General features: G+C 68.3%; 16 protein-coding genes and 2 tRNA genes. 13 read left to right on the top strand and 5 right to left on the bottom strand.

Annotation, left to right across the window (positions count from 1 at the left end; genetic code table 11):
• Positions 1–10 precede the first annotated feature (10 nt).
• Positions 11–2,611 carry an aminopeptidase N gene (gene pepN, locus VXD91_RS00420; protein ID WP_346414354.1) on the bottom strand — a complete coding sequence of 867 codons (2,601 nt, stop codon included), beginning with the start codon at positions 2,609–2,611 and terminating at the stop codon, positions 11–13.
• A 102-nt stretch (positions 2,612–2,713) separates the two neighbouring features.
• Here pepN and VXD91_RS00425 point away from each other — a divergent pair, with 102 nt between their 5' ends.
• The 4 genes from VXD91_RS00425 (at position 2,714) to VXD91_RS00440 (ending at position 7,151) form a co-directional block, all read left to right on the top strand.
• Positions 2,714–3,352 carry a DsbA family protein gene (locus tag VXD91_RS00425; RefSeq protein ID WP_212812339.1) on the top strand — a complete coding sequence of 213 codons (639 nt, stop codon included), beginning with the start codon at positions 2,714–2,716 and terminating at the stop codon, positions 3,350–3,352.
• 193 nt (positions 3,353–3,545) lie between these two features.
• Positions 3,546–5,741: an LpqN/LpqT family lipoprotein gene (locus VXD91_RS00430; RefSeq protein ID WP_346414355.1), complete on the top strand. Its 2,196-nt coding sequence runs from the start codon at positions 3,546–3,548 to the stop codon at positions 5,739–5,741.
• A 118-nt stretch (positions 5,742–5,859) separates the two neighbouring features.
• On the top strand, positions 5,860–6,339 hold the full coding sequence (locus VXD91_RS00435; RefSeq protein ID WP_346414356.1) for a ribose-5-phosphate isomerase: 480 nt from the start codon (positions 5,860–5,862) through the stop codon (positions 6,337–6,339).
• 17 nt (positions 6,340–6,356) lie between these two features.
• Positions 6,357–7,151: a DNA-formamidopyrimidine glycosylase family protein gene (locus VXD91_RS00440; RefSeq protein WP_346414357.1), complete on the top strand. Its 795-nt coding sequence runs from the start codon at positions 6,357–6,359 to the stop codon at positions 7,149–7,151.
• A 3-nt stretch (positions 7,152–7,154) separates the two neighbouring features.
• Here VXD91_RS00440 and VXD91_RS00445 read toward each other — a convergent pair whose 3' ends face one another.
• A complete protein-coding gene (locus VXD91_RS00445) occupies positions 7,155–8,009 on the bottom strand; it encodes a DUF1542 domain-containing protein (RefSeq protein WP_346414358.1) in 855 nt (284 codons plus the stop codon).
• A gap of 72 nt (positions 8,010–8,081) precedes the next feature.
• Here VXD91_RS00445 and VXD91_RS00450 point away from each other — a divergent pair, with 72 nt between their 5' ends.
• The 5 genes from VXD91_RS00450 to VXD91_RS00470 all read left to right on the top strand — a co-directional run bounded on the left by VXD91_RS00450 (position 8,082) and on the right by VXD91_RS00470 (position 12,320).
• A complete protein-coding gene (locus tag VXD91_RS00450; RefSeq protein WP_346414359.1) occupies positions 8,082–8,930 on the top strand; it encodes a phosphoribosyltransferase family protein in 849 nt (282 codons plus the stop codon).
• 11 nt (positions 8,931–8,941) lie between these two features.
• Entirely contained in the window at positions 8,942–10,480 is a 1,539-nt protein-coding gene (locus VXD91_RS00455; protein ID WP_346414360.1) for a nicotinate phosphoribosyltransferase, read from the top strand.
• Positions 10,473–11,111, top strand: coding sequence for an NUDIX domain-containing protein (locus tag VXD91_RS00460; RefSeq protein WP_346414361.1), 639 nt, complete (start codon positions 10,473–10,475; stop codon positions 11,109–11,111). The genes VXD91_RS00455 and VXD91_RS00460 overlap by 8 nt, the downstream gene beginning before the upstream one ends.
• A 177-nt stretch (positions 11,112–11,288) precedes the next feature.
• Positions 11,289–11,855, top strand: a complete 567-nt coding sequence (locus tag VXD91_RS00465; protein ID WP_346414362.1) for a hypothetical protein — start codon at positions 11,289–11,291, stop codon at positions 11,853–11,855.
• A gap of 57 nt (positions 11,856–11,912) precedes the next feature.
• Complete coding sequence (locus VXD91_RS00470) at positions 11,913–12,320, top strand: DUF2628 domain-containing protein (RefSeq protein ID WP_346414363.1); 408 nt, start codon at positions 11,913–11,915, stop codon at positions 12,318–12,320.
• Here the strand turns inward: VXD91_RS00470 and VXD91_RS00475 are convergent.
• Both VXD91_RS00475 and VXD91_RS00480 read right to left on the bottom strand, forming a co-directional pair.
• Complete coding sequence (locus VXD91_RS00475; RefSeq protein WP_346414364.1) at positions 12,317–13,528, bottom strand: alkane 1-monooxygenase; 1,212 nt, start codon at positions 13,526–13,528, stop codon at positions 12,317–12,319. The genes VXD91_RS00470 and VXD91_RS00475 overlap by 4 nt on opposite strands.
• 368 nt (positions 13,529–13,896) lie before the next feature.
• Positions 13,897–13,970, bottom strand: a tRNA-Gly gene (locus VXD91_RS00480).
• Positions 13,971–14,092: 122 nt separating this feature from the next.
• Between VXD91_RS00480 and VXD91_RS00485 the strand changes: the two genes are divergently transcribed.
• The 4 genes from VXD91_RS00485 (at position 14,093) to VXD91_RS00500 (ending at position 17,134) form a co-directional block, all read left to right on the top strand.
• A tRNA-Pro gene (locus VXD91_RS00485) sits at positions 14,093–14,169 on the top strand.
• A gap of 39 nt (positions 14,170–14,208) precedes the next feature.
• A complete protein-coding gene (tig, locus tag VXD91_RS00490) occupies positions 14,209–15,708 on the top strand; it encodes a trigger factor (protein ID WP_346414365.1) in 1,500 nt (499 codons plus the stop codon).
• Between the two features lie 185 nt (positions 15,709–15,893).
• Positions 15,894–16,487, top strand: a complete 594-nt coding sequence (locus tag VXD91_RS00495; protein ID WP_346414475.1) for an ATP-dependent Clp protease proteolytic subunit — start codon at positions 15,894–15,896, stop codon at positions 16,485–16,487.
• An 11-nt stretch (positions 16,488–16,498) separates the two neighbouring features.
• Positions 16,499–17,134 (top strand): ATP-dependent Clp protease proteolytic subunit, encoded by a 636-nt coding sequence (locus VXD91_RS00500; protein ID WP_318985673.1) that lies wholly within the window; start codon positions 16,499–16,501, stop codon positions 17,132–17,134.
• A 57-nt stretch (positions 17,135–17,191) separates the two neighbouring features.
• On the opposite strand, the gene VXD91_RS00505 is transcribed toward VXD91_RS00500, so the two are convergent.
• A complete protein-coding gene (locus VXD91_RS00505; protein ID WP_346414366.1) occupies positions 17,192–18,544 on the bottom strand; it encodes a hypothetical protein in 1,353 nt (450 codons plus the stop codon).
• Between the last annotated feature and the right edge of the window lie 13 nt (positions 18,545–18,557).

Consider the following 18,557-nt stretch of genomic DNA (forward strand, 5'->3'; position numbering starts at 1 on the left):
TGCAGTCGCGTCAGCTCACGTCGAAGGCACGGGCGCGCAGCGAACGCTCCACTCCCGCACGGCCTTCCAGCACCAGGCGGCGCAGGGCCGGCGGAATCTCCGGATCGGACAGGTACCGGTCGGCGGCGTCGAGGCCGGCCTGGCTGATGTCCCACGACGGGTACAGGCCGATGACCACGGTCTGGGCCACCTCACTCGAGCGCCGCTCCCACACCCCGGAGATCGCCGCGAAGTAGCGGTCCCGGAACGGGTCCAGCAGCTCGGTCTGGCCCGGCTGGACCAGACCGCCGACGATGGCGCGCGTGGTGATGTTCGCCAGGGTGTCGTCCTCGATGACCTGTTGCCACGCAGCCTCTTTCACCGCGGCCTGCGGGCGCGCGGCGGCGGCGGCAGCGGCACTGCGCCGGCCGGCGGCCGTCGGATCCTGCTCGGCCTCGGCGTCGATGAACGGCGTCTGCGTGCCGTCCGCGTCGATGACGCCGGCACGCGCGAGCGCCGTCACGATGCGCCAGCGCAGATCGGTGTCGATCACCAGCCCCGTCATGTTGACCGCGGCGGGCTCGTTGTCCAACAGCGTCGACAGCACCGCGATGTGGTTCGGCGCCAGCACCGACGTGCACAGCGCGTTGATGTACGCCAGCTGGTGGTCCGATCCCGGCGACGAATCCCGCGCCAGGTCCAGCAGGGCATCACCGAAAGCGGGCCAACCGATTTCGGCCGCCCACGCCGGATCGGCGTAGGAGGTCAGCGCCGTCTGCGCCTGCAGCACCAGCCGCTGAGCGACGCCCACCTCGGACTCGGCGTGCAGCCCGCTCATCACGAGGGCGACGAACTCGCGGGCCTTCATCTCGGCCTCGCGCGTCATCTCCCACGCCGCCGACCATGCCAGGGTCCGGGGGAGCGGGTCGTCGATGTCGGCGATCCGGCTCAGCACCGTCTGCAACGACGCGGGATCGAGCCGCATCGAGCAGTAGGTCAGGTCGTCGTCGTTGACCAGGACCAGCTTGCCGCGCGAAACCCCCACCAGGGCAGGAACATCCGTCACCGGGCCCTCGACGTCGAGCTCCTCGCGGTGCACCCGGACCAGCTTGCCGGAGCCGTCGTCGTCGTAGATGCCCACCGCGAGCCGGTGCACGCGCGTCTCGCCGGCACCGGGCGCCGCGCCGCTCTGGGTGATGGCGAACCGCGTGAACGCCCCGGCGCCGTCGACGTCGAAATCGGCCCGCAGCGTGTTCAGGCCCGTGGTCTTGAGCCACTGCTGGCCCCAGTCCGACAGGTCCCGGCCCGACGACTTCTCCAGCGCGCCGAGCAGATCGGCGAATGTGGCGTTGTCGTACGCGTGGTCGTGGAAGTAGTCGCGCAGGCCCGACAGGAACGGCTCCAGCCCGACATAGGCAACCAGCTGCTTGAGCACGCTGGCGCCCTTGGCGTAGGTGATGCCGTCGAAGTTCACCTCGACCGCGGCCAGGTCGGGGATGTCCGCGGCCACCGGGTGGGTCGACGGCAGTTGGTCCTGCCGGTAGGCCCAGGACTTCTCCACATTCGCGAAGGTGGTCCAGGCCTGCTTGTACTCGGTGGCCTCGGCCTGGCACAGCACCGAGGCGAAGGTGGCGAAGGACTCGTTGAGCCACAGGTCATCCCACCACCGCATGGTGACCAGGTCGCCGAACCACATGTGGGCCATCTCGTGCAGCACGGTCTCGGCACGCCGCTCGTACGAGTAGCGCGTGACCTTGGACCGGAAGACGTAGTCCTCGAGGAACGTCACGGCGCCGGCGTTCTCCATGGCGCCCGCGTTGAACTCCGGCACGAACAGCTGGTCGTACTTGCCGAACGCGTACGGCGTCCCGAAGTTGTTGTGGTAGAAGGAGAATCCCTGCTTGGTCTCGGTGAACAGCCGCTCGGCGTCCATGAACTCGGCGAGCGAGGCGCGGCAGAAGATGCCCAGCGGAATGTCCCCGTGTTCGTCGCTGTAGACGTCGTCCCACCGGGCGTACGGGCCGGCGATGAGGGCCGCCAGGTACGTGCTCATCTTCGGGGTGGTGGCGAATCGATGGACCGTCCCCGTATCTGATGTCGCCGCCGGGGCGGCTCCGGCCGACGTGCCGGCCCCGTTGGAGATCACCTGCCAGTGCGCCGGCGCGGTCACCGACACGTCGAAGGTGGCCTTGAGGTCCGGCTGGTCGAAGCAGGCGAACATCCGCTTGGCGTCAGCGGTTTCGAACTGCGAGTAGAGGTAGACCTCACCGTCGACCGGGTCGACGAAGCGGTGCAGTCCCTCACCGGTGTTGGAGTAACGGCAGTCCGCGTCGACCACGACGACGTTCTGCTCGGCGAGCCCGGCCAGCGGCACGCCCGTCGATTCGTCGTAGGCGGACACGTCGATGGGTTGCCCGTTGAGGGTCGCGCTGCGGATGGAGTCGGCCGCGATGTCGATGACGGTGTTGGCGCCGGGAAGGGCGCTGAACGTCACCGTGGTGACGGAGCGGAACGTGCGCTCGCTCGGTGCGCCGGCTCCGTCGGTGAGGTCGAGATCGATGCGGTAGTTGTCAACGGTCACCAGCGCGGCGCGCTCGGCGGCCTGGTCGCGGGTCAGGTTCGGAAGTGCCACGTCACCAACTTAGGGGACAACCGGTTGCCGTGACCGGGAACATAGGGACGCCGGGCATAGTTGTTGGCAACGAGATCTGTACCGACTCAGTAAGGACGAGCAATGGCCGACGCCACCGCCACGAAAGACCCAGCCGTCAAGAAAGATGTCGCGGGGTTCTGGTTCGACCCGCTGTGCCCGTGGGCCTGGATCACCTCCCGCTGGATTCTCGAGGTCCAAAAGGTCCGCGACATCGACATCGAGTTCCACGTCATGAGCCTGGCGGTGCTGAACGAGGGCCGCGACCTACCCGAGCAGTACCAGGAAATGATGAAGAAGGCCTGGGGCCCGGTCCGCGTCGCCATCGCGGCGGAGGAAGCCGTCGGCTCCGAGGTCCTGGCGCCCCTCTACACCGCGATGGGCACCCGGATTCACAACCAGGGCAACAAGGATTTCGACGTGGTCATCGCCGAGTCGCTCGAAGAACTCGGCCTGCCCGCCGAGCTCGCGGAGGCAGCCACCAGCGACAAGTACGACGAGGCGCTGCGCAAGAGCCACCACGCCGGCATGGATGCCGTCGGCCCCGATGTGGGCACCCCGACCATCCACGTCAACGGCGTCGCGTTCTTCGGTCCGGTGCTGTCGCGCATCCCGCGTGGCGAAGAGGCCGGCAAGCTGTGGGACGCGTCCGTGATTTTCGCCGCCTACCCGCACTTCTGGGAGCTCAAGCGCTCCCGCAACGAGGCGCCCGAATTCGACTGACCGCAATCACCCGCTAGTCACGCTCACCAGGGTCGGCCCGGGTAATCTCGTCGGCGTTCCGCAAGGAACGTCTGGCGCGGTTACCGTGGCCAGACACATCCGAAACATGAGCCACAACGATGCAACTGGTGGGGAGCGACGTGCCGACGGACAGTTTCGTCCTTCGACGTGCGGGTTTGAGTAGGATGCGCTGATGTCGCTGGAGACGGGCGCAACCTTCGCCGGGTACACCGTGCGCCGGTTGCTGGGCTCAGGGGGAATGGGCGATGTGTACCTCGTCCAGCACCCCCGGCTGCCCCGCCTCGACGCCATGAAGGTGCTCCGGGAAACCGCCTCCACCAACGACGAATTCCGCATCCGGTTCGAGCGCGAAGCGAACATCGCCGCGGGTCTGTGGCACCCGCACATCGTCGGCCTGCACGACCGCGGCGAGTTCGAGAGCCGGCTGTGGATCACCATGGACTACGTCGACGGCACCGACGCCGCCCAGCTGGTCAAGTACGAGTACCCGAACGGCCTGCCGCTGGAGCTCGTCGTCGACATCGTCAAGGCCATGAGCTCGGCCCTGGACTACGCGCACCAGCGCGGCCTGCTGCACCGCGACATCAAGCCGGCCAACATCCTGCTCAGCAACATCGACACCGACGAGCGGCGAATCCTGCTGAGCGACTTCGGCATCGCCCGCCAGATCGGTGAGGTGACGGGCCTGACGTCGGCCAACCTGGCGATCGGCACCGTCTCCTATTCGGCGCCCGAGCAGCTGATGGGCGGCGAGATCGACGGCCGCGCCGACCAGTACGCGCTGGCCGCGACGGCCTACCGGTTGCTCACCGGACAGACGCCGTACCAGGACACCAACCAGATCGCGGTCATCAGCCAGCACCTCAGCGCGCCACCGCCCAAGGCCAGTGACCTCAAGCCGTGGCTGGAGCCACTGAACGAGGTGCTGATCAAGGCCATGGGCAAGTCGCCCGAGGACCGCTTCGACTCCTGCACCAAGTTCGCCCGGGCCTTCGAGCGGCAGGCCGAACTGGTCACCGAGTCACCCACGCTGAACCTGCGCACCGCGGAACTGAAGCTGCCGACCGTCACTCCCGTGGTGACCCCGGAGCCGGCCGCCGAGCCGCCGTCCGCGCCGGAGGTGACGCCGCCGCCGGTCGCCCCGCCGCCGGTGCCGCCGGTGGTGTCGGCCGAACCCGCGCCCGAGCCGGAACCGGCGCCCGCCCCCGAGCCGGAACCCGAACCGGTCGCGCCAGAGCCCGTCGCGCCGCCGCCGGCTCCGGAACCGCCCGTGCCGCCCGTGCCGCCGGTGTCGCCACCGTCGGTCGACCCGGTCTCGGAGCCGACGCCGCCGCCGGTGCCGCAGCGCGGCCCTGTCGGTCCGCCGCCCGACCCGAAACCGTTTCGGCCGGAACCTGATTCGTCGCCGTCGGCCCCGCCGTACCGGCAGCCGGTGCCTGGGCCACCGCCCATACCGCCGCAGCGGCCCGTCCGGCCGACGCACGAGACGGTGTCGCCGACGGTGGTCCTGCCGGTCATCCCCGCAGACCCGGCGGCGCACGCCGCACCCGGAGTCGGCCGTCCCACCGCACCGCCCCCGCCGTCGTACTCGCAACTCGCGGCCGACATCGGCAAGACGCCACCGGGCCGTGGCCAGTCCTCGGGTGGCAAGACCAAGATCTGGGTGATCGGTGGCGCCATCGCCGCCGTGATCGTGGTGCTGATCGGTGTCGTCCTGCTGAATTCCGGTGACGATTCGAGTGGGCCCTCGGACGCCTCGGGAACCAGCACCCAGAGCTCCGGGGCGAACACGCCATCGTCGTCGCACAAGCCCGCACCGCCGGTGCTCGTGGGTACGCCCGGCAACTACCAGACGATCGCGACCTACCTGAAGAGCAACAACATTCAGGAATCACTGGTGCACCGCAACGAACCCGGCGCACCGGTGGTGACGATGCCCATGCCGCCGGGCTGGGCCGACGCCGGACCACAGACCCCGGCCTTCGCCTACCAGTCGATCGTCTACAACGGCCCGAGTGCCGGCACTTACCGGCCCAGCGCCACCGCGTTGATCTCGCGCCTCGGCCCGAACGCCGATGCGCAGAAGATCCTCGACTTCGCGCCGGGTGAACTGAACAACCTGCCGGGATTCACCCCGACCGACACCGGCACGCCCGGGACCGTCGACGGCCACAAGTCGTTCCAGATCGCCGGTTCCTGGAACTCCAACGGGGTGACCAAGCTCATCACCCAGAACACCGTCGTCATCCAGGACGGCACCGGGCTCTACGTCATGCAGATCAACATCGACGGCGTCGCCGATCAGGCCGAGATCATCAAGCAGATCACCGAGGCCATCGACCGCGACACCAAGATCGCCGCCGGCTGAGCCGGCGAGTGTGTGGGGCCGGCTGAGCCGGCGAGTGTGTGGGGCCGGCTGAGCCGGCGAGTGGGCCGGCCGAGCCACTGATTCTGTCCCGGGCCGCTGTTCTGCCAGAATGTGCGCCATGCGCGTATATCTCGGAGCCGACCACGCCGGATACGAACTCAAGCAGGCCCTGCTCGACCATCTGACCGCGGCCGGCCACCAGGCCGTCGACTGCGGTGCCTTCGCCTACGACGCGGAGGACGACTACCCGGCATTCTGCATCGACGCCGCCAAGCGCACCGTCGAGGACCCGGGCAGCCTGGGCATCGTCATCGGCGGCTCGGGTAACGGCGAGCAGATCGCGGCCAACAAGGTGCCGGGCGTGCGCTGTGCGCTGGCGTGGAGTGTCGAGACCGCGCAGCTGGCCCGCGAGCACAACAACGCGCAGGTGATGGGCATCGGTGGCCGCATGCACAGCACCGAAGAGGCCTTCGCCATCGTCGACGCCTTCCTGACCGCCGAATGGTCGCAGGCCGAGCGGCACCAGCGCCGCATCGACATCCTGGCCGAGTACGAGAAGACGCACGTGGCCCCCGAGGTTCCGGGCGCTCCCGCCTGATTCCCGAGGCCTGACTCGTGCCGGAGGGGCATACCCTCCACCGGCTGGCCCGCCTGCACCAGCAGCGTTTCGGGCGGGCGCCGGTGGTCGTCAGCAGTCCGCAGGGCCGGTTCGCCGATGCCGCGGCCGCCGTCAGCGGCCGGGTGCTGCGTAAGGCGGACGCCTGGGGCAAGCATCTGTTCCACCACTACGACGGTGGTGCGGTGGTGCACATTCACCTCGGGCTCTACGGCACGTTCACCGAGCAGCCACTGCCGATGACGGCGCCCGTCGGGCAGGTGCGCATGCGCATGGTCGGGGCCGAATTCGGGACCGACCTGCGCGGCCCGACGGTGTGTGAGCTGATCGACGAGGGCGGCGTCGACGATGTCGTGGCCCGGCTCGGTGCCGATCCGCTGCGCCGCGACGCCGATCCGGGATTGGCCTGGGCGCGAATCAGCAAGTCCCGCAGGTCAATCGGATCGATGCTGATGGACCAGACGGTGATCGCCGGTGTCGGCAACGTCTACCGCAGCGAGGTGCTGTACCGGCACCGGATCGACCCCCACCGTCCGGGCACGCAGTTGACCGAGGCCGAATTCGCCGAGCTGTGGACCGATCTGGTGGCTCTCATGAAGGTCGGGGTGCGGCGCGGCAAGATCGTCGTCGTGCGCCCGGAAGACGATCACGGCGCGCCGTCGTACGCCGCCGACCGGCCGCGCACGTACGTCTACCGACGGGCGGGGGAGGCGTGCCGCGTGTGCGGCGCCACCGTCTGCACCGAGGTCATGGAGGGGCGAAACCTGTTCTGGTGCCCCAACTGTCAGGTGTGACGGCTAGTCGCCGCCACCGCCGCAGCCGCCACCGCAACCACCGCCGCAGCTGCTGCCGCCACCACCGCAGCTGCTACCCGAGTCGCTGCTCCCGGAGTCCCAACTGCTGCTGCCGGCATCCCAGCCGCCGTTGTTGTCGTTCCAGCTGACGTCCTGGCCCTGGCCGGAGTCCGCGAACTGGCTCTGATCGAGGCCCTGCTGGTAGCCCTGGTCGAATCCCGAGCCGTATCCGGACTCGAAACCCGATGCGCCGTAACTGACTCCGTGCATGCCGTCGAACAGTGCGTCGAACAACAGCACCGAACCCACACCCCACGCCCCGGCGACCAGCGCCGGCTTCCACCACGGCTCGGAGTACCAGCCCTCGGGCACCGGGCGTCCGGCGACCCGGCCTCCGGGGTAGTAATTCGGTGTGGCGGCCGTCGGGCCCGGTGAGGCCTGAATCTGCCTGCCGTCGAACTGGATTCGGCGGTCCTCGGTGACCGAACCCGCGCCGCGCTGGCCGGCCAGCTCCTGCAGCGGGGGACCGGGGTCGATGCCCATGGCGGTCCGGGCGGCCCGCACGTAGTACAGCCCTTCCATCGCGCTCTGTTTCGCAAAGGCCGCCTGCTGGGCGGTGGTGGCCTGTTCGATCTGCGACGCGGCGGCGTTGTAGCGCTCGGACGCGTCGGCCAGGGCCTGGCGTGAGGCGTCATCGGTGCCGGTCAGGTTGAACACCTGGCCGCCGAGCATCTCGATGACGCGCCGGGCGTCGGCTTTCGCGTTGGCCAGCGCGGCAGCCTTGTTGGCCTTGTTCTGCCTGCTGAACAGGAAGAACCCAATGGCCGCGATGACGATCAGGATGAGCACGAACTCCATGGAGGCAGCTTACCGATGACCACCGTCACATAGATATGGACATTTATGTCCATATCTATTACGGTCGTCGTCATGAACCTGACATTCCACGTCTTCGACACCGAACGCGGTGTGCTGGCGACCGCACCCGGAATCGTCACCAGCTATCCCGGTGGCGACACCGCGGTCCGTGAACTGGAACCGCTCGGCCCGGGACTGCGCCCCGTCGTCTGGAACCATTGCGGTGCAATCGATTACGCAGCGGTCGGGCAGTGGGCGGCCTTCCACCGCAACCGGTCGGCCGATGCCCCCGTGCTGGTGGCGCCGTACCTGCCGTCGGCCCGCGGTGATCACGACCCGACCGACGACGCCCGCGTCGCCGCCCGGCTCACCGCCGCGGCAGGCGTCGCGCACATCGTGACGGTGGACCCGCACTCACCGGTCTGGGCCGACGAGGCCCGGCGCGGGGGAGCGGCCGTCACCGTCATCGAGGCCGTGGACCTGGTGGGCTGCGCCGCGCACCACCCGGGTTGGGCGGGCGTCGTCGCACCCGACAAGGGGGCCCGCGACCGCGCCGGCCGGGTGGCGTCCCGATTGGGTGTGCCGCTGTATGTCGCTGGGAAACAACGCAATCCGGCCAACGGCAAGTTGTCGGGGTTCGTCGCCCCCGAGGGTCTGCCGGACCGCGGCCGACTGCTGGTGATCGACGACATCTGCGACGGCGGCGGCACCTTCGCCGGGCTGGCCGATGCCATCCGGGCAAGCCGGCCCGAGCTGGCCCTGCATCTGTGGGTCAGTCACGGTTGCTTCACCGGCCGCTGGCGCGAGAACCTCGCCGGCTACGCATCCGTCACCAGCACCGACTCCCGCGCCACGCCCGACGGTGTGCACGTCCAGCCGCTGGAACCGTTCATCGTCCGCGCACTGACCACCTTGACCTGAGGACTTTCCCAATGACCATCGAAGCAACCACCACGTACCGGCCGGAAACCATTGCGGCCCTGGACGTCCTGATGGACACCGACGCCTACAAGCTGGACCACCGGCGCCAGTACCCGGCCGGCACCGAGTACGTCTACTCCAACCTGACGGCCCGCGGCAGCCGCATCCCCGGCGTGAGCTGGACGGCGTTCTTCGGCCTGCAGGCGTACCTGCGCGACCTGAATCAGCGGTGGAACGCATTCTTCGCCGCCGACATCGACGAGGTGTGCCGAGCCTACGTGGAGCGGGTCACCCAGGTGTTGGGGCCCAACGACGTTGGCGCCGAACACATCCGGCAGCTGCACGCGTACGGCAGACTGCCGCTGCGGGTGCGCGCGCTGCCGGAGGGCACCATCGTCCCGGTCGGCGTCCCGTACCTGACCGTCGAGAACACCGCGCCCGAATTCTTCTGGCTGACCAACTACATCGAGACCGAGATGTCGGCCGCGCTGTGGCAGCCCATCACGTCGGCGACCACCGCGTGGCGCAACCGGACGCTGCTGGACGCCCGCGCGCGCGACACCGGCGCCGACCCGGCCGCCGTCGACTGGCAGGGGCACGACTTCTCCTTCCGGGGCATGGCCGGCAGCGCGGCCGCCGCCGCCTCGGGTGCCGCGCACCTGTTGGCGTTCACCGGCACCGACTGCCTGCCCGCACTGGGCTGGATCGACCGGAACTACCCGGGCTCGCCCGAGGGCACCGTGATCGGCGGCAGCGTGCCGGCCACCGAGCACAGCGTCATGTGCGCGGGCACCCGGGACGACGAGGTCGCCACGTTCGCACGGCTGCTGGACCTGTACCCGACCGGCATCGTGTCCATCGTCAGCGACACCTGGGACCTGTGGCACGTCTGCACCGGAATCCTGCCCGCGCTGAAAGACACGATCATCGCGCGCGACGGCAAGGTGGTGATCCGCCCGGACAGCGGTGACCCCGAACGCATCCTGTGCGGCGACCCACAGGCCCCGGTCGGCAGCCCTGCCAACAAGGGCGTGGTGAACCTGCTGTGGGAGGTGTTCGGCGGCACCGTCAACACGGCCGGCTACCGGGAACTGGATCCGCACATCGGCGTCATCTACGGCGACTCGATCACCCACGACCGAGCCGATGCCATCACCGCCAACCTGGCGGCCCAGGGCTATGTGTCCACCACGCCGGTACTGGGATTCGGTTCGTACACATACCAATACGTCACGCGCGACACGTTCTCCATCGCGATGAAGGCCACCTGGGTGCAGATCGACGGTCGGGGCCGGGACATCGCCAAGGCGCCGGTCACCGACCCGGGCAAGCGCAGCGCACGGGGCCGGTTGGCGGTCATCCGCGACGAGCGGGGGCGCCTGACGTTGGTGCAGGGCGCGGCCGGTGTCGTCGAGACCACGGACGCCATGCGGACGGTGTTCGAGGACGGCGTCGTCGTCAACCCGGTGACCTTCGCGGAGGTGCGCGCTACCGTGCGACGTGAGTGGGCGGCATACGCCGCCGGCGAGGAGGACGCCCGTCATGGCTGAGTCGCCGGCCACCTGGCTGAGCGTCGACGTTTTCGCGGTGAGCCCCGGCGACGAGCCGGGGCTCATCCTCGCGCGTCGACAGCGTCAACCTCATCAGGGTGACTGGGCGCTACCCGGTGTGGTGCTCGATGCGGCCAACGGTGAGACGGTCGCGGCGGCGGCACACCGCGCGCTGCGGGACCGGGCCGGCGCCGAGCCGATCGAGGGTCCGCCGACGGTGGCCCTCGTCGTGTCCGACCCGCAGCGCGACGAGCGTGGCCACACCGTGTCACTGGTGAACGTGATGCGCGCACAACCCGGCGACGACGACGTTCTCGTGGTGCGCACCGGCGAACCCGTGCCGCCGCTGCCCTTCGGACACAACGCGATGATCAGGGACACCGCGGCGACGGTGTCGCAGCGACTGTTGTCGGACCCCGCGACCGTCGCGGCGATGTTCGGCGCCGGCTGCACGGCCGGTGAGGTCTGCGAGCTGACCGAGCTGCTGTTCCACCTGTCCGGCGGCACGGGAGCCGAGCCGATTCCGTTGGCGGCGATGCGGCGCCGGCTGGAACGGGCGCCGCTGTTCACACCGGACGGCAGCCGGCCCGCGCACACCCGGCCGGTGACGGTGTACCGGGTCGCCGGATAAACGTCTACTGCGTAAACGCTGGCAAATCGCTGGGGCATATGGGTGGGCGCGGTGCGAGGCGCGCACGTTACGTTCCTGTGAACACGCCACCGACCTGGGAAAATGGCTTCACTATGAGTCGCGACCTGCTGATTTACGGGATACGCTCCCGGCACCCTGCTGGGAGGAGATCGACTTATGGCAGACGCAGAGACCGAACCGGTGGCAAACGCTCACACCGCATCGGCACCGACGGGCTGGTTCACCACCGACACCGGCAAGGTGCTGATAATCGGGGGCGGTGCTGTCCTCATCTTGTTGATCCTGTTGGGGATCGGATCGCTCGCCGGATTCAAGATCCCGCCGCCCGCGCCTGAGCCCCCGGCCACCCCCACCAGCTCGACCACGTCGGCTCCCGCCGCCACATCGTCGGCCTCGACGACCACCACACCGGCTCCGGCACCTGCGCCTGCACCGGCCCCCACGCCGACGACGACCGCGCCCCCGAGCCCCGCGCCCGCGCCCGCGCCACCGACCCGTCCCTCGACGGCGACGACCCAGGCTCCGACGACCTACACGCCGCCCGCCCGGCAGTACACGCCGCCGGCCAGCGCACCGGCCCCGGCGCCTCCGCCCGCCGCGTCACCGTCGGCCACCGCGACCGCGACGGCGAGCTCGGAAGCCCCCGCCCCGGCCAATCCGCCGCAGTTCAACGTCATTCGCACGACCAACGGCGTGGCGCGGCCGATTCCGGGTAGCAGCTAGGCGCGCGGGGAGACCCGAGCGCACAAACAAAACTGCACGGCCGTTAATGTTGGTGAAGTGTCACAGCAACTTCCCAGCAGCACGGTGTCCCCGTCGTGGCAGAAGCGGTTCGACTTCTTCAACGCCTACGGTCTGCCGAACTCGACGCCGGAGTCCAAGGCCGCCTACAAGGCCCTGACGTTCCTGGAGCGGGTGAAGCTCACCTCGAACATCCTGGCTTTCCTGTTCGGCCCCATCTACTTCTTCGTCAAGGGCATGTGGCGCAAGGGGCTGACGCTGCTCGGGATCTTCGTCGCGGTGGAGGTGGTGCTCGTCGTCCTCAACGTGTCGGATTCCCTCGCCCGTGCCATCGGATTCGGTCTTGCCGCCATCGGTATGTCGACCGCGAACTACGCGTACTACCTGCACGTGGTGCGGGGGAGCCAGTCCTGGAACCTGTTCGAGGGGCACGGCCGGCAGCGCTAGCTGCCGTCGGGCGCCAACCGCTGCAGCTGCCGCGGGCTCAGCGCGGTGCGCCGGACATCGCCGTCGTAGAGGGCAAGGACGCGCGGATCCATCACGCGGCGCCACAACGCCGGAACGAGGCTGAGGACCAGCATCGCGGTGTAGTTGCTCGGCAGCTGCGGCGCATCCTCGGCGTGCCGGATCACCTGGTAGCGATGTGACGGGTCGATGTGGTGGTCGGAGTGCCGCTGCAGATGCAGCAGGAACACGTTCATGATCACGGTGTTGCTGTTCCAGCTGTGCGACGGGCGCAGTCGCTCGTAGCGGCCCGACGGCAATTTTTGCCGGCGGAGCCCGTAGTGGGACAGGTAGTTCATGGCCTCCAGCAGGAAGATGCCGATGAGCGCCTGGCCGAACAGCCACGGCAGCACCACGGGCCGGAACCACAGTGCCAGCCCGGCGAACAGGATGACGCTCAACAACCATGCGTTGAGCACGTCGTTGTGCACGCTCCAACGTGAACGGCCTTGGCGGTCAAGGCGTTTCGTCTCGATTTGCCAGGCCGATCGGGTGCTGCCGACGGCCGACCGCACGACGAAGAAGTACACGTTCTCGCCGAAGCGGGCACTGGCCGGGTCCTCCGGCGTCGCGACGCGGACGTGGTGTCCGCGGTTGTGTTCGACGTAGAACTGGCCGTACCAACTCTGGGCGAGCGCCAGCTTGCTCAGCCACCGTTCGGCGCGGTCGCGCCGGTGGCCCAACTCGTGGGCCGCGTTGTTGGCGATACCGCCGGACAGGCCGACCGCCATCATCAGCCCCAGCTTGTCGCTGAACGTCAACGTGACCCACCCGCCGCCGGCCCATACCCAGCAGCCGAAAGCCAGGGCGAGGTACTGCGTGGGCAGGAACATGTGGGTGGCGAACCGGTAGAACTTGTCCTGCTGCAGCTCGGCCAGGATGCGGTCGGGCGCGCGATCGCCCTTCTCCCGCCCCAGCAGATGATCGGCGGTGGGCCCCGCCACCAGGATCACGAAGAGCGCGGTCCACCAGAAGAAGTGCAGCCGCGTGGTCCACACCAGGAGCCAGGACAGCGTCACCGCGCCGGGGGCGGACGGAACCAGTAGCCACAGGTATCTCTTCGGGTCCCGCCACGTGCTTCCAGCAACCTCTGAACCCACGTCGACGGGCCGCCGGTTCCGGCGGTACGAAGAGATGATCGACGCGGTCATCGGGCATTTATACCGCCGCCGCTGTCGAGTCTCGACTCGGATGGCAAAACTATTTGCCAGTGTGTCCTGAATTTCTCCATAAAAAGTCTGTGAACTGCAGCTTTTAGAGGAAAATCGGGTGCCGATCGATATTGCGGCAATTTGCATCGAATTGGCAGGAAACTCCCAGAATTCGGCGGAATCGCCGCGCGTATGGAAGCGATATATTGGTTGCTCGGTCAATAAATATCGGACGCTACCGGGCAAAGTCATTTTTCGGCGGGCGCACCGCTGTCGCGCCGTCGTCGGGCAGCGCGGTCCGCGCGCGGGGCGCGGCGTCAGAAAACGGGCCCCAAAACAAAAGGACCGGCCTGGTCAGGCCGGTCCTCTGGAGCGGGCGACGGGAATCGAACCCGCGTAGCTAGTTTGGAAGACTAGGGCTCTACCATTGAGCTACGCCCGCGTGCACTGCTGCGATCACAGTACCGGCAGACAGTACCGGGACAGCGGCCGCCAATCCAATTGATGGTGTCGCGTGTCTAGGACGTAGTATCTCGACCGCGGTAATGCGACCGCGACGAGGCACGGGGTGTAGCGCAGCTTGGTAGCGCATCCGCTTTGGGAGCGGAAGGCCGCAGGTTCAAATCCTGTCACCCCGACCACCGACTGATGGCAAGTATCAAAAAACAAGGAGTAACGCTGTGAAGAGCACCGTGGAGCAGTTGAGCCCCACCCGGGTTCGCATCAACGTGGAGGTGCCCTTCACCGAGCTTCAACCCGAGTTCGACCAGGCCTACAAGGAGCTGGCCAAGCAGGTCCGCCTGCCCGGCTTCCGTCCCGGCAAGGCCCCGGCCAAGCTGCTCGAGGCCCGCATCGGCCGCGGCGCGGTGCTGGAGCAGGTCGTTAACAGCGCCATCCCGGCCCGCTACGGCGAGGCCGTCACCGCCCAGGACGTCAAGCCGCTGGGCCAGCCCGAGATCGACATCACCAAGCTCGAGGACAACGACGAGCTCGTCTTCACCGCCGAGGTCGACGTCCGCCCGGAGATCACCCTCCCGGACCTGAAGGCCCTCACGATCACCGTCGACCCGATCGTCATCAACGACGACGAGGTCGACGCCGAACTGCAGAACCTGCGCGCCCGCTTCGGCACCCTGACCGGGGTCGACCGCGCGGCCGCCGACGGCGACTTCGTCTCGCTCGACCTGTCGGCCACCGTCGACGGTGAGGACGTGCCGGAGGCCAAGACCGAGGGCCTGTCGCACCAGATCGGCTCCGGTCAGCTGATCGAGGGTCTCGACGAGGCCATCATCGGCCTGAAGGCCGGCGAGTCCAAGGAATTCCCGACCACGCTGGCCGCCGGCGAGCACGCCGGTAAGGAAGCCCAGGTCACCGTTACCGTCAAGTCGGTCAAGGAGCGCGAGCTGCCGGAGCCCGACGACGACTTCGCGCAGCTGGCCAGCGAGTTCGACACCATCGAAGAGCTCAAGGAGAGCCTGGTCGCCCAGGTGCGCCGGGTGAAGCAGATCGGCCAGGCCGAGCAGATCCGCGACAAGGCCGTCGAGACCCTGTTGGAGCGGATCGAGGTGCCGCTGCCCGAGGCCATCGTCCAGGCGACCGTCGACGAGACCGTCCACAACGCGATCCACGGACTCGACCACGACGAGGCCAAGTTCGAGGAGCAGCTCAAGGAGCAGGGCAGCAGCCGCGAAGAGTTCGACGCGGACACCCGCGCCAACGCCGAGAAGGCCGTCAAGACCCAGCTGCTGATGGACGCCATCGCCGACGAGCTGGACGTCAAGGTCGGCCAGGGTGACCTGATGGAGCGCATCGCCCTGATGGCCCGCCAGTACGGCATCGAGCCGCAGCAGCTGATCCAGATCCTGCAGCAGAACAACCAGCTGCCGTCCATGTTCGCCGACATCCGTCGCGGCATGACGATCGCCGCTGTGGTCTCCGGTGCGACCGTCACCGACACCGACGGCAACACCGTCGACACCGCGGAGTTCTTCGGCCCGGCCGGCGACGCCGCCGAGGCCGAGGTCGCCGAGGCTGCCGACGAGGCCGACGCTCCCGCCGCCGACGAGCCCGAGGCCGTCGAGGACGAGAAGCCCGCCAAGGCCAAGAAGGCGAAGGCCGAGGCCAAGGACGAGAAGCCGGCCAAAGAGAAGAAGGCCAAGAAGGCGAAGGACGAGGACTGAGTCCTCGAACTCTGATCGTGGTACAGGTGCCGCAGGTGTCTTCACTGATGCCTGCGGCACCGTCCGCTCTCCGGCGACTGTGACGCTGTGAGCGAACTAGACCGCGTCGGGGACTCGCGGCCGTCGGCCGTTGGTTAATGTCGTGTGGACGAACTCGAGAAAGCAGGTATCCAGTCGTGACTGACATGCGTTCAAGCGCACCGGGGCTCAACCTCACGGACTCGGTCTATGAGCGTTTGCTTGCCGAGCGCATCATCTTCCTGGGCTCGCAGGTCGACGACGACATCGCCAACCGGCTGTGCGCCCAGATCCTGCTGCTGACGGCCGAAGACCCGTCCAAGGACATTCACATGTACATCAACTCGCCCGGTGGCTCGATCAGCGCCGGCATGGCGATCTTCGACACCATGGAGTTGTCGGAGTGCGACATCGCCACCTACGCGATGGGCATGGCCGCGTCGATGGGTGAGTTCCTGCTGGCCGCCGGTACCAAGGGCAAGCGACATGCGCTGCCGCACGCGCGCATCCTGATGCACCAGCCGCTCGGTGGCGTCACCGGCAGCGCAGCGGACATCGCCATCCAGGCCGAGCAGTTCCACGTCATCAAGAAGGAAATGTTCCGGCTCAACGCCCAATTCACGGGCAAGAGCATCGAGCAGATCGAGGCCGACTCCGACCGCGACCGCTGGTTCACCGCGCAGGAAGCGCTGGAATACGGCTTCGTCGACCACATCATCACCCGTGCAAACCTCAACGGCGGCAAGGGAGCCTCGAAGTGATCTCCAAGCATCTGAACCCGGAGCTGGCTCCGCAGGCCCGCTACATCCTGCCGCAGTTCAGCGAGCGCACCCACCTCGGTGAGCGCATCGTCGACCCCTACGCCAAGCTGTTCGACGAGCGCATCATCTTCCTGGGTGCCCAGGTCGACGACGTGTCCGCCAACGACGTGATGGCCCAGCTGCTGGTGCTCGAGTCGCAGGACCCCGATCGCGACATCACGATGTACATCAACTCGCCGGGTGGCTCGTTCACCTCGCTGATGGCGATCTACGACACCATGCAGTACGTCCGCGCCGACATCCAGACGGTCTGCCTCGGTCAGGCCGCCTCGGCCGCTGCGGTGCTGCTGGCCGCCGGTACGCCGGGCAAGCGCATGGCCCTGCCGAACGCCCGTGTGCTGATCCACCAGCCGTCGCTCGGTGGCGTCATCCAGGGGCAGTTCTCCGACCTGGAAATCCAGGCCGCCGAGATCGAGCGCATGCGCACCCTCATGGAGGAGACGCTGGCGCGGCACACCGGCAAGGATGCCGCGACCATCCGCAAGGACACCGACCGCGACAAGATCCTCACCGCGACCGGCGCCAAGGACTACGGGATCATCGACACGGTCCTGGAGTACCGCAAGCTCTCGGCCCAGAAGGCCTGAGTCCCACAACGTACGGCGGCCGCCAGCCTGTTCAGGCTGGCGGCCGCTGACGTTTGTTCAGCCCTTGGCTGCGGCAGTCTTCGCGCCGCCGGACGACGCGCCGCCCTTGGCGGCCTTCTTGTCCTTGGCCTTCTTGTCGGTCGCCTTCTTGCCCTTCGTCGAATCGTGTTGCGCTGACGACGAATTGTCGGTGCCGGACTCGGACTTCTCCGGCTTGGTGTCCGGCTTGGTGTCGGGCTTTTCCGGCTTGGTGGCCGGCGCCGGATCGCCACCGGGCTTGGTGGACGCATCGTCGGTCCCGTCCGTCGTCTTGGCCGGCGTCGACGGGGTGCTTGCGGTCGGCGTCGGAGAAGTCCGCTTGGTACGCGACTTGCTGACGGACTTGGTGGGCTTCTTCTCGGTCTGGGTGGACGGCTTCTCGGCGGCGGCGGCGTCGTTCGTGCCGGCGTTACCGGTCGCGGGGGAGTCCGGCTCCGACGCCTTGTCCGTCGCGGCCGTCGCGCGCGGCGTGGTCGACGCCACCGACACGGTGGACGGCAGCTCCGGCTTCACCACTTTGAACGGCAGCGCCTTGCCCGTCACCAGGACCGAGATGAAGTTCGCGACGGCGATGGCCGGTGACAGCGCCGCGAACGCCGCGCCGGCGATGGGCGCGAGCGGAGCGAGTGCCGACGGCAGCTGCAGTCCGGATGTCAGCGCAGACGGCACCGCCGCCAACGTCGAGCCGGCGGCACCGGCCGCATCGGTCACCCGCGTCTTGACGGTTTCGATGGCCTGCTGGACCGGGTTGGCCGCGGTCGGGGACGGGGTCGCGGCGGCGGACTCCGGGCTCGCGGTTGCCGCTGCCGGGGCGGCGGCAGCCGGGACCAGCGCCGTCACCACCTGAGTCAGGTTCGCGACCAAGTCGTATGCGAACGTTCCCACCACCTGGAACGGGAGGGTGAACGCATACGACACCAACGCGATCGGTAACCACGGAAGGTAGAAGGGATCGGTGGCCGCGCGATTCAGCATCACCAGCGGTATGGAGATCACGGATACCGCGGTGCTCTTGGCCGCCTCGACCACGGCCACCCCGAGGGCTTTGATCACGTCGACGACGAGACCGCCGGCAGTGGCCAGAGGGTCGGTGGCGGCCAGGGGCACCGGCCCCGCGAACGTGTCCGTCGCCGCGGCGGCCGTGATCTGCTCGCGCAACTCCTGCTCGCGGGTTGTCATCTCCTGGACGAACGCCGCGAACTGGACCGCGCGACTATCCAGGCGCGGGGCGCTGATGGGCGCGGCGTGCGACTGGATGGCGAGCTGCCCGTTCGGTGTCAGGACGCAGGCGGCCGCGACGACGCCCGCCAGCGGCAGGCATTGGAGCCGTCGGCGCGCGGTGGCGGTCGTGGCGGGGCTGGGGTGATTCATCGCGCGGTGGCCT

The sequence above is a fragment of the Mycobacterium sp. SM3041 genome (assembly GCF_039668335.1).
Lineage (GTDB): Bacteria > Actinomycetota > Actinomycetes > Mycobacteriales > Mycobacteriaceae > Mycobacterium.